Source organism: Geitlerinema calcuttense NRMC-F 0142 (genome assembly GCF_030285425.1).
The window spans coordinates 41,404-52,487 of sequence record NZ_JASVEJ010000024.1 but is presented as its reverse complement, the minus strand read 5'-3'; the positions used below and the strand labels follow the sequence as shown (position 1 = coordinate 52,487).

Sequence of the window (11,084 nt, the reverse complement as noted above, 5' to 3'; positions counted from 1 at the left end):
CCACCCATACAGGTGTCAGAACCCGCGCCACCATCAATCATGTCTGCACCGTCATCATCGGTACCGCCATCATCGTCGGTGTCGCCCATACACATGTCATCGCCGTCGCCACCCATTACGGTGTCATCGCCAGCGCCGCCCATTGCGGTATCGTTTCCAGTACCGCCCATGCAGGTGTCGCTGCCAGCGCCACCATCAATCATGTCTGCACCGTCATCAACGCCGCCGTCTAGGGTTTCATCTCCTCCCATACAGAGGTCATCGCCACTGCCACCCATGACGGTATCGTTTCCAGTACCGCCCCATGCAGGTGTCATTCCCATCGTCGCCCCCATCTAAGGTGTCATCGGAACCCCCGATACAGAGATCGTCACCGTCTCCACCTAAAACAGTATCGTCTTTACTACCGCCTATACAGGTGTCGTTACCTTCACCCCCTTCAACGCAGTTTTCTTCGTTGGCTTCATCGTCAATTAAGATATCTTTGCCGTTTCCCCCAAAGAGGTAGTCGTTCCCGGCACCGCCAATCAGTTTATCTTTGCCATTACCGCCGTAGAGGGTATCGTCTCCATCGCCTCCAAACAGGGTATCTTGACCGTTACCGCCGTAGAGAATGTCGTTGCCTTGTCCGCCCCGCAAAATGTCTTCGCCATTTTCTCCGAGGAGGGAATCGTTGCCTTCACTACCTAGTAGGGAATCATTTTGATTTCCACCGCGAATTGTGTCGTTACCGGCTAGACCATCAATGGTGTCTGGACCATTTCCTCCCATGAGAAAATCAGGACCATTTGTTCCCAGGATGAACATATTAGATTGTCTCCTTGATACCAAAAACTTAAAGCAAAAGTAAGCAAATAATTAGTCTATAGCAAAAATTGAGGTTCTCCTTGTCAATAACTGGGGTGTTAAAGGCAGCGATCGCAGGAGAAGTCAATTTGCTAAAACTAATACCAAAACTTTAGGGAATTTGAATCTAACACTAGCCAATGGTGGAATCAATTCAGTAAAAATTACACACAGCCGACGAGTTGCAATTCAATATCGGCGAGCGATGAGTTACGCGAGTCCGACATGCCAAAAATGGCAGTAACCTAAGTTACTCCCATGCCCTTTAGAACCTGCTTATAAGAGGGGCTTACACTGTAGACGTTACTGAGTTCTATTTGTTCCCGCTTGTTCAAAAAATTTTTTGTAAAGCTGATTAGAAACTCAGAACTAAAGACGCTGAATTGAATATACCATGAATTCTTATTAACACAGCGAGTTTTTTGCAGGGGCGATCGCCAGCTTTCAAACTCGGTTAATTGGGGTTAGGGTTGCCCTGATTCTTCCCTTTAAAAAAAGCGATCGCCTCCTGCTTAGGAAAGTGCGATCGCTTCCAAGAAGATTATTAATGCTCTAACTCAAGTCTTCGAGAATAAACCTATTTTTCTCTATAGAAATCGTTTATTCAAGACTCATTAGCGCTAGACCAAACCGACATCAACCGAAATCAAACGGTTCGCTAACTGATCGGGCGAGACTTCCACCACAACCCCTAAAATAGCGCCCGTCTGAGCAACACTGAGGATAGTGTGGGTATCAATCGCAGACAGACTGACCCCTGCTGCGGTTAGACCTCCTGTCAGACCAATAAAGTCAGCATTGATGTCAAAATTGACCACCAAATCAGCATCCCCAAGATTGCCAACCGCCGTTCCAGTTCGCAGAACAAACACATCAGGGCCTGCACCGCCAACCAGAGTATCTCGACCGAAATCGCCAACAAGCGTATCGTTTCCAGTACCCCCTACTAGAGAGTCATTCCCTTGACCTCCAAATAGGAGATTATTTCCGCCTCCAGCAATCAGGGTATCGTTACCTTGGTTGCCGTAAAGAACATCATTACCGGAACCACCCACGACAGAATCATTACCTTGATCGCCAAACAGGACATTATTTCCTGCACCCGCAATCAGCGTATCAAATCCCTTACCGCCATAGATGGTATCGTTACCCGTACCGCCAACAATCGAATCATTCCCTTGGTTGCCCTGTAAGAGATTATTACCGGCTACCCCTTGAATCGTATCGTCTCCTTGCAGACCAGAGATCGTATCGCTACCTCCAGTTCCCACTAAGAAATCATTTCCTGAAGTCGGAACATTACCAGGGGGAGTCGGAGTCGGAGTCGGAGTGGGGGTTGGCGGTACAATCGGAGGAACCGGCGAGGGAACCGGACGCGGCGATGGCGTCGGAGACGGGCCAGGGGTAGGAGTAGGGGTGGGGGTGGGAGTAGCCGGATCAAAGCTTTGCAGAATCTGCTCGCCCGTTAAGTTATCCAAGACAGGAATAAATCCTGCTCCTGCCGCCGTACCTTCTGCTGAGTCAAAGAAGTTAGCAATGACGAGATCGGTCGCTGGGTTGACAACCCCATCTCCATTCAAATCGATGACTAGATTGGCACCATCTCGCAGAACCCCTGTAGTTCCTGCGGGTAAAGTATCCTCTAAAGATAATGTGACACCCAGAATCTCTAAAGTATCGTTGCCTAACGTATCGTCAATTAACGTTCCAGCAGCGTTAGTAGCATTCAGAATGTAAGTATCATCACCCGCACCGCCTCGGAGAGTAACGCTAGGCCCTCCTCCGGTGATGGTGTCGTTTCCTGTACCACCTTCAATCACTTCAAAGCCTTGAATGGAGTCAGTGAAACCATCGCCTACAACATTCGAGGCAGCAAGATTAATTTGCAGCCCAGTCGCAATACCAGCATAGGATAGGGTATCAGTTCCTTCACCACCAATTAGCGTTGCACTGGTTGCCGTGCCAACAACGGAGTCATTACCGCTTCCGCCCTCAACATAAGTCCCGTTGAGAAGCGTGTCGTTTCCGGTTCCCCCGATGAGCGTGTTGTTACCCGCACCCCCGTCTAACAGGTTATTGCCTTCTCCAGCAACCAGCGAGTCATTCCCTTCATTACCGCTTAAGGTATCATTGCCAGAGCCACCGACCAGGGTATCATCCCCGTCTCCACCGGTTAGGGAGTTATTGCCTTCTCCACCCACGAGGCTATCATTGCCTAGACCGCCAATGACGGTATCATTATCTGTCCCGCCGATGATGGTGTCGTTGCCTTCTCCACCATCGAGGAGATTTTGACCGCCAACCCCAGCAATCAAATCATTACCGCCATAACCAAACAGCGTTTCAGAGGCAGCACTGCCTAAAATCGTATCGTTCTGTTCAGTCCCTTCAATGACTTCAATGCTGCTGAGAGTTTGGGTGAAGGTACCAATTCTGAGTTGACCTAGGCTGAGATCGGCATTAATAGAAAGGTTGGCACCGGCAATCGTGTCATTATCGAAAGACAGGGTATCATTACCCGTGCCTCCCAGGATGATGCGGTTGGCAGCTTCTCCAACAAAGTAATCGTTACCCGCTCCCCCATCCATGAAGGAGCCTCCTACCATGCTGTCATCACCAGCACCGCCCAGAAGGGTTTCAATTCCTGTCCCTGATAGCGTATCATTACCGCTCGAACCCACAACTGCTTGAATATTTCTCAGGGTATGGGTTACACCGCCACCTGTGACTGTACCCGTAAACTGAGGGACTGGAGGGGTTGCAGCAGGATTGGCAGGCGTAAATGTAACAACAACGCCGTCGGTTAAGTTGGCATAATTCGCATAGTTGAAGCCACCACCACCATCTAGCGTACTGTTGCCAGCACCCGCCGCCAAAGTATCGCTAGCACCTCCACCTACGAGAGAGTTATTACCCACTCCGCCATCAATAAAGTTATTACCGCCAATGCCTAAAATCGTGTCATTGTCTGCATCACCTAATAGGGAGTCATTACCGCCTCCACCTTGAATGAAGTCATTGCCTTGACCTCCTCGAATGGTGTTATCGCCTCCTCCTGCCAGGAGTGAGTCATCGTTAGCACCCCCATTAATGAAGTCGTATTGGCACCCCCTTGGATAGTGTCGTTTCCAGCACCACCAAGCAGGGTATTCAGTCCAGATTCACCAAAGATGAGATCGTTACCCTCTTCACCGTCAATATAGTCTTGACCCGATCCAGCAAAGATGGTGTCGTTACCTGTACCTCCCAGGATAAAGTCGTTACCGGTTTCTCCAAATAACTGGTTATTTCCGCCGGTACCGATGATGGTATCGCTGCCATCTCCTCCTAGGATTGTGTCGTTTCCTGTGCCGCCTACTAGGGAATCATCGTTCCCGCGACCTTCAAGCCGGTTGTTTCCGCCAACTCCCAAAAGAGTATCTTGACCAGCTCCTCCAAAAATTTGATTATTTTGGTCGGCTTGACCCGATATCAAAGTATCTTGATCGCTAGGTGCTACAACGGGTGGTAATAGTCCCATAATCGTTTTCCTTCACTCCTAAATATTCACCGAGACGCTAATGGGCTTTAAAGTTTGTAGTTTACAATGGGTTGCTTGCTCGTTGGTTAATTAGGGCTAATCTCAATAGCTTTGAAAGCGCGGCGGTTAGCCCTGGTTAAAGTTAACCCAAAATTTGCTGAAGTTGCGAGCAGGGGAGGTTTTTCGGTTGAGGTCGATCCTCCGAAGCGAACGTTTGAAACTATAATGCCCATTCCCAGAGGACTTTCTAGCAGGTGGCGGCTAAATTTCTGGGAAGTGGTAGAACCCTAAGCTTGGGTTTGCCCCTGAATGAATTGCGTTTAGCGCCGACTTCCCAGTTGAATGGCTTGTGTTTTTAACTGCTGTGCGCTCTGGGCCGGTTCAGAACAACTGAGTCCTTGACACACTAATCCTACAGCACCTTGAGGTAAGTTCGTTTCGACTTTGAAGACGGCGGTGGGGAGGTACTGGCGGTTGAGGGTGGCGATCTGGTCTGGAGTGGTGCGGATTAGGGTATGATTGCGGTACCAGTCGAGGGCGCTAAACAGAGTGGGGCAGGCTTGAGGAGATTGGTTCATTAAGCTGCTGAACACTTCCAGGGCTTGTTCGGCGCGGTCTAGATATTGGAGGTTTTCGGTGAGGAGGGCGAGGCGGACGAGGTTGGCGATCGCAATTCCGTTAGCTGCCGGGGTAGCATTATCTACATAACTGCGTTCGCGAATTAATAAATCCCTGCTGGCATCGCTGGCCGTGTTATAGTATCCGCCTAATTCCACGCTCCACAGAAATTCATCAAATTCGGCTTGAAAACTTACGGCTTGGGCGAGCCAGTCAATTTGAGATGAATCGGCAATTAGGGTCGCTTGTTGTAAGTCAATTAAAGCTTTGATCCAAAGGGCATAGTCTTCAGACTGCGCCGGAATGCTCGCAACCCCTTGATAGTTCAAGCGATGGAAGCGTCCGTTTGGGCGTTGATGGTCTAAAATAAACTGAGCGGCTTGAGCGGCCCGTGCTAAATAGCGAGAATCTGCAAAAACGGTAGCGGCTCTAGCTAAACCGGAAATCATTAAACTGTTCCACGCCACAATCATTTTAGGATCGGTAACGGGGGGAATTCGTCCGGGCCATTGCGTTGTTTTGGCTTCGTGATTGTTAAAAGCAGGCGGAAAGGGGGTTTCATCTGCAATAGAACGCCCATACCGTGCGGCGAATAATTTTGCTAAAGCCGATTGCGCGATCACAGACAGCTCTCCTGGGTGCAAGCGTTGTAAAACATTGCTGCCTTCAAAATTCCCTGGAGAGGTTACGGTAAATTGGTTTTGCAGCTCGCTGAATTCTTCAGCCGATAACAGCGATTCTAATTCAGCAAACGACCAAACATAAAATGCGCCTTCTTCCGGTTCTCGCGCTTCTGGAGAAATAAAACTATCAGCATCTTGCGCGGCGTAAAAGTAGCCTTCGGGAGCCGTCATTTCCCGCTTTAACCAGGTAAAGGTTCCCGCGATCGCATTCGGAAAAGCGGGTTCCTGCGTGCCAGCACTCCAGAGATTCGCCAAATACTCAACAATTTGACCGTTATCATAAAGCATTTTTTCAAAGTGCGGTACCGTCCAAGTCGGATCGACGGTATAGCGATGAAACCCACCCGCAACCGCATCGTAAATTCCTCCCAAAGCTAAGTGACAGCCGCGCTGCGGACAAATCACCTGGGGGTTATAACGGCTAGACTCCTGAGAAAAACGGACAAACCGCAAAGCCGTTTCTGCATAGGGAATCATCGGGAAACTCGGCCCCATTTCCGAACTCGACAAAATTCCAGTGCTGAGTTCCAAACCCTTTTGTAGCAAATCCTCTCCCAACTCTCCCTGAGTGGAAAACAAAGCAGACTGTTGCAAGCCTGCGAGGATATCTTGTTTAAATTCAGCTAATTTTTGCTTTTCTGTCTCGTAAAAATGGCGAATGGACTGCAAAATCTGTAAAAATCCGGGTCGTCCGTAGCGAGGCGTTACCGGAAAATAGGTTCCCCCATAGAACGGAACGCGATCCTCTGGGGTCAGAAAAATATTCAACGGCCAGCCGCCTTGTCCAGTCATCATTTGCAAGGCTTGCATGTAAATGCTATCTAAATCGGGCCGTTCTTCGCGATCGACCTTAATCGGAATAAAATGAGCATTCATATAATCGGCGATCGCGCTTTCGGAAAACGCTTCGCCCTCCATCACCGTACACCAGTGACAACTGGAGTAACCAATCGATAAGAAAATCGGCTTATCTTCTTGTTGCGCTTTAAGTAGCGCTTCTTCGCACCAAGGCCACCAATCAATCGGATTTTCTGCGTGTTTGCGAAGGTATAGACTTTGGCTTTGGCTGAGGCGGTTAGTCATCGTTTGCAGTACCGACGAAGTTTGATTAGACGCAAGTCGATCCTAGTCGATTGTGTCGAAAATCGGAGAAATCCTTTCACTGAGAGGTAGACGGCGGAATATGTTCTAGGGTAATGAGCGCTTCCATCACCGATTTAACAATAGGCGCAGCCACAGTAGATCCAAATGCATCTTCGCCTTGGGGTTCATCAATAACAGCTAAAACCACGTAGCGGGGAGTATTCTGACTCAAGAACGGGTCGCTCGGTACAATCCCCACAAAACTCGTAATTCGGGCGCGTTCGTAGTACCCTCCTTGAGGATGGGCTTTTTGGGCCGTTCCGGTTTTACCGCCGATCCGATAGTGGGGAATTTGCGCCACTTGTCCGGTACCATCGGTGACGACCTTCTCCATCATTCCCAGAACCGTTTGCGTAGTTTGAGGCGAAAACACGGGTTCCGGGGGAGGAATGGGGGGAGAAAAATGCTGTTGACCTTGGGGATCGACGAGTCCTTTGACCACATGAGGCGTTACCCGAAATCCACCATTGGCCAGCATAGCTTGCATTTGTAAAAGTTGGAGCGGTGTCAGGGAAAAACCTTGACCAAAGGAGGAGGTGGCGGACTCAACGGGGGAATAGATAAATTGCGATCGCTCTTTTAATTGACTGGCGGCTTCGCCGGGAAGATCGATCCCGCTTTTCGTACCGAGTCCGAGCTTTTCCAACCACGTATAATAGGTTTCCGACGGGATCTGGCGCATGATATGGACCATCCCAACATTACTCGAATATTTGAGAATGTCTGTAATGCTTAAGGCTCCGCGACCGCCATTGGTTGAAAAGTCGTGGTTTTGAATCGGCCAGCCATCTACCACAATTTGCCCTTCATCATTAAACACGCTATTGGGACGAATTGCGCCGAGTTCGAGCGCGATCGCAATATTGAGGGGTTTAAATGTCGATCCGGGTTCGTATAAATCGCTAACGGCCCAATTTTTCAGCAGTTCTAGCTCAGATTTGTAATAGACATTGGAGTCAAAGGTGGGTTCGGTGACGAGGGATAAAATCTCGCCATTATTCGCATTCATCACCATTACCGTTCCCCGCTTGGCGCGATAGGTTTCAAGCTGTTGCTTCAATGCCGATCTTGCTACCCGCTGTAAGCGACTATCGAGGGTAAGTTGCAGTTGTTGCTCGTCTGTTTCTAAGAAGTTCTCTGGCAAGCGATCCGGTAAAATTAACCCATTGCCCGCGCGGTTGACCCAGGCTTCTTGGGTGGAACGTTCTAAAAAGGTTTGATAGGAAGCCTCAACGCCCCCTTGTCCTTGACGATCGAGATTAATATAACCCACAACTTCGGCCAGCAAATTGTTTTGGGGATACAGGCGTTGCTGATAGGGGGTTAGTTCTAAGCCATCGAGGTGAAGTCCTCCGATCCGACGCGCCACTTCCTCGCTGAGATCGTAAGCCAGTTGAATACCGCTTTCACGGCGGCGAAATTGTTTGAGCAATTCCGCTGGCGGTTTGTTCAAGGGTTGAGACAGCGCTTGAGCGATCGCTTCGGGTCGTTCTTTAAATAGGATGGGATGGGCATAAAGGGTATAAGCCGGTCGATCGATGGCCAAAATTTGCCCGTTGCGATCGACAATGGGACGCCGAGGCGCATAGGTTCGAGCTTTGAACTGTTGCTGCTCTCTAGCTTTTTGTTGCAACACGGGTCCTTGTTGCACTTGCAGCTTATATAAGTTCCCCATTATTCCTAATATGCCCACTAATAATATCCCCCAAACCCAGATGAGGCGGGTATTAGAAGGCTCAGTCACCAGCAGGGACTTTAACGAGAACTGACGAATGCGATCGCCAAGAGAAATAGGTGCCATCTCAGTCTCTAGAACGCTTCAAGTGAGGATTGGAGTTAGTAGCCTAAAGGCGTTGGCGTTTCCGGTTCCATTGGCGGGGGTGGCGCGCTGGGGGATGCGGGTAAATTGCGTTCGGGAGCCGGAACGAGAAAAATGGTATTTTCAGGGTTTTGTGGAATTAACCCCCCATTCGGTCTTTCCGCTTGTTGAGCCATTTCATTTTTCAACATTTCGGCGGCGATCGCCAATTGGCGTTCGTAGCGCTGCAACTGTTGCAACTGGTTATATTCTCGGCTCCATTTCTGTTGAGAATAAACCGTTAAACCATAAAGGCTTAAAACTGCGCTTCCCAAAACAAGGGTGACTAAAGCTGCACCTCGTTCTACCGTTACCAGCATACGATTGGGACGGACTCGCTTTGCAGAAACTGGAGGTTGTACCCCAAGCTGAGGCTGGCGAGGTTGACGCCGCGCCGATAAGGGTGTCACAGAACCCGGTTGCTGAGGAACCACCTGAAGCGGGGTTCTGCGAGTGGGACGACGGCGGGGAGAATTCGGAGGAGGAAAAGCAACAGCCATAATCTATGCAAAATCAGAATAACAGTTAAGATCGACCTAGAATTTCTAGGTTCCACCCAAGGCGTACAATCATCCACGAGTCTAATGTTCGATTCCTCTAATGGCAAAGATCAGCAACACCCTCAATACAATCGCGATCGCCTTTTAGTTGATGAACTCTTGCGAGTCATTGGCGCTCCCACAGAATACCACCTTGTCGAACTTGCGCGTCTCAAGGTTCGCTATCAAGGTTTTCCAGGCGCTAGAGATTTGCAGCGCGACTTGGAAAAAACCCTTCTCCAGTGGCAGTTAACCGAAGATGAGCTTTACGAGCGCACTCGTCAAATTCATGCAATTGGTCGCGTTTACCAACAATCTCCGGATGGACAACAAGAAGATTGGAGTTGATGGCTAATTAACGGACAAAACGGCTGAAAGTCCGTGGCTGGTGTTGGGTTTCGTACCTCAACCCAACCTACTCGACTCTCTTGTCCGCTGGAACGTCTCTCCCAATTCCTCCATTCTTCTTTCCTTTAAAACTCAATCGTCAGCGGCGCTCTGGGGAACGGAATGACATCGCGAATATTACTCATCCCCGTCATAAACTGAACCAGGCGTTCAAACCCCAAACCGAAGCCAGCATGGGGAACCGTTCCATAACGGCGCAGTTCTAGATACCACCATAAATCTTCAGGGTTCATTCCCTGTGCTTGGATGCGTTTTTCGAGAATTTCTAACCGTTCCTCCCGCTGCGATCCGCCAATAATTTCGCCAATATTGGGAGCGAGGACATCCATTGCTCGGACAGTCTTCTCGTCATCGTTGAGGCGCATGTAGAAAGCCTTAATTTCCACCGGGTAGTCGGTGACAATGACGGGTTTTTTGAACAAGTCCTCGGCTAAATAGCGTTCGTGTTCCGATTGCAAGTCTAATCCCCAATTGACGGGATACTCAAACTTTTTATCGGCTTTTTCCAATAGGCGAATGGCTTCAGTATAGGTGACTCGCTCAAACTGGTTGTGGATAATATTTTGAGCGGTTTCCAAAACGGTATCGTTAATCCGCTGGTTAAAGAATTCCATATCTTCGGGACAGGCTTCTAACACTGAGGCGAAGACAAATTTTAGAAATTCTTCCGCTAGTTGCATGTTCCCCTCTAGATCGCAAAACGCCATTTCGGGTTCAATCATCCAAAATTCGGCGAGGTGGCGAGAGGTGTTGGAGTTTTCGGCGCGGAAGGTGGGGCCAAAGGTGTAGACATCTCGAAACGCCATTGCCATAATTTCGGCTTCGAGTTGGCCGCTAACGGTTAAATAGGCGGGTTTGCCAAAGAAGTCTTGCGTGTAGTCTACCGTTTGTTGGGGGGTGAGGGGAATGTTTTTCAGGTTGAAGCTGGTGACGCTGAAGAGTTCTCCGGCTCCTTCGCAGTCGTTGGCGGTGATGATGGGGGTGTGTACCCACAAAAAGCCGCGTTCTTGGAAAAATTGGTGAATGGCGGCGGCGCAGGCGTTGCGAACTCGGAAGACGGCTCCGATGGTGTTGGTGCGCGATCGCAAGTGTCCGATCGTGCGTAAAAATTCAAAGGAATGGCGTTTTTTCTGGAGGGGATAGGTTTCGGGATCGGCTCCTCCGTAAACTCTGACTTCAGAGGCTTTGAGTTCAATGCGCTGTCCTTTGGCGGGAGATTCTACTAAAACGCCGCTAATTTCAACGGATGCACCTGTGGTAATTTCCTGAAGCAGGGTGTCATAGTTGGCTAAACTCCCATCAAGCACGACTTGCAGGTTCGCTAAAAAGGAGCCGTCATTGACTTCTACGAAGGTAAATTCTTTGAGTTCTCGCGCTGTTCTCACCCAACCTTTAATGGTGACTTGTTCTTGGGGTTGAGCATTTCGTAAAATTTCAGCAATTCGTCGAGTTGCCATTGGATATTCTTG

9 protein-coding genes are annotated in these 11,084 nt (G+C 49.4%); 1 reads left to right on the top strand and 8 read right to left on the bottom strand.

Annotated elements, in window-relative coordinates; translation table 11 throughout:
• The 7 genes from QQ055_RS06585 to QQ055_RS06555 form a co-directional block, all read right to left on the bottom strand.
• A partial coding sequence (locus QQ055_RS06585; protein WP_432806003.1) for a calcium-binding protein occupies window positions 1–317 on the bottom strand: 317 nt, incomplete at its 3' end.
• Window positions 259–807: a calcium-binding protein gene (locus QQ055_RS06580; protein ID WP_286004403.1), complete on the bottom strand. Its 549-nt coding sequence runs from the start codon at window positions 805–807 to the stop codon at window positions 259–261. The genes QQ055_RS06585 and QQ055_RS06580, both read right to left, overlap by 59 nt.
• A gap of 659 nt (window positions 808–1,466) precedes the next feature.
• The gene (locus QQ055_RS06575; protein WP_432806004.1) at window positions 1,467–3,908 is read right to left on the bottom strand and encodes a calcium-binding protein; all 2,442 of its coding nucleotides are present in this window, start codon (window positions 3,906–3,908) and stop codon (window positions 1,467–1,469) included.
• A complete protein-coding gene (locus QQ055_RS06570; protein ID WP_286004401.1) occupies window positions 3,824–4,366 on the bottom strand; it encodes a calcium-binding protein in 543 nt (180 codons plus the stop codon). Before QQ055_RS06570 ends, QQ055_RS06575 begins: the two co-directional genes overlap by 85 nt.
• Window positions 4,367–4,686: 320 nt before the next feature.
• Window positions 4,687–6,750 carry a thioredoxin domain-containing protein gene (locus QQ055_RS06565; RefSeq protein ID WP_284475827.1) on the bottom strand — a complete coding sequence of 688 codons (2,064 nt, stop codon included), beginning with the start codon at window positions 6,748–6,750 and terminating at the stop codon, window positions 4,687–4,689.
• Between the two features lie 76 nt (window positions 6,751–6,826).
• Window positions 6,827–8,611, bottom strand: a complete 1,785-nt coding sequence (locus QQ055_RS06560; protein ID WP_284475828.1) for a peptidoglycan D,D-transpeptidase FtsI family protein — start codon at window positions 8,609–8,611, stop codon at window positions 6,827–6,829.
• A gap of 35 nt (window positions 8,612–8,646) precedes the next feature.
• Window positions 8,647–9,168, bottom strand: a complete 522-nt coding sequence (locus QQ055_RS06555; RefSeq protein ID WP_284475829.1) for a hypothetical protein — start codon at window positions 9,166–9,168, stop codon at window positions 8,647–8,649.
• Window positions 9,169–9,252: 84 nt separating this feature from the next.
• Between QQ055_RS06555 and QQ055_RS06550 the strand changes: the two genes are divergently transcribed.
• Entirely contained in the window at window positions 9,253–9,555 is a 303-nt protein-coding gene (locus QQ055_RS06550) for a DUF3288 family protein (RefSeq protein WP_283359968.1), read from the top strand.
• 125 nt (window positions 9,556–9,680) lie between these two features.
• On the opposite strand, the gene asnS is transcribed toward QQ055_RS06550, so the two are convergent.
• Entirely contained in the window at window positions 9,681–11,072 is a 1,392-nt protein-coding gene (gene asnS / locus QQ055_RS06545) for an asparagine--tRNA ligase (RefSeq protein ID WP_286004400.1), read from the bottom strand.
• Between the last annotated feature and the right edge of the window lie 12 nt (window positions 11,073–11,084).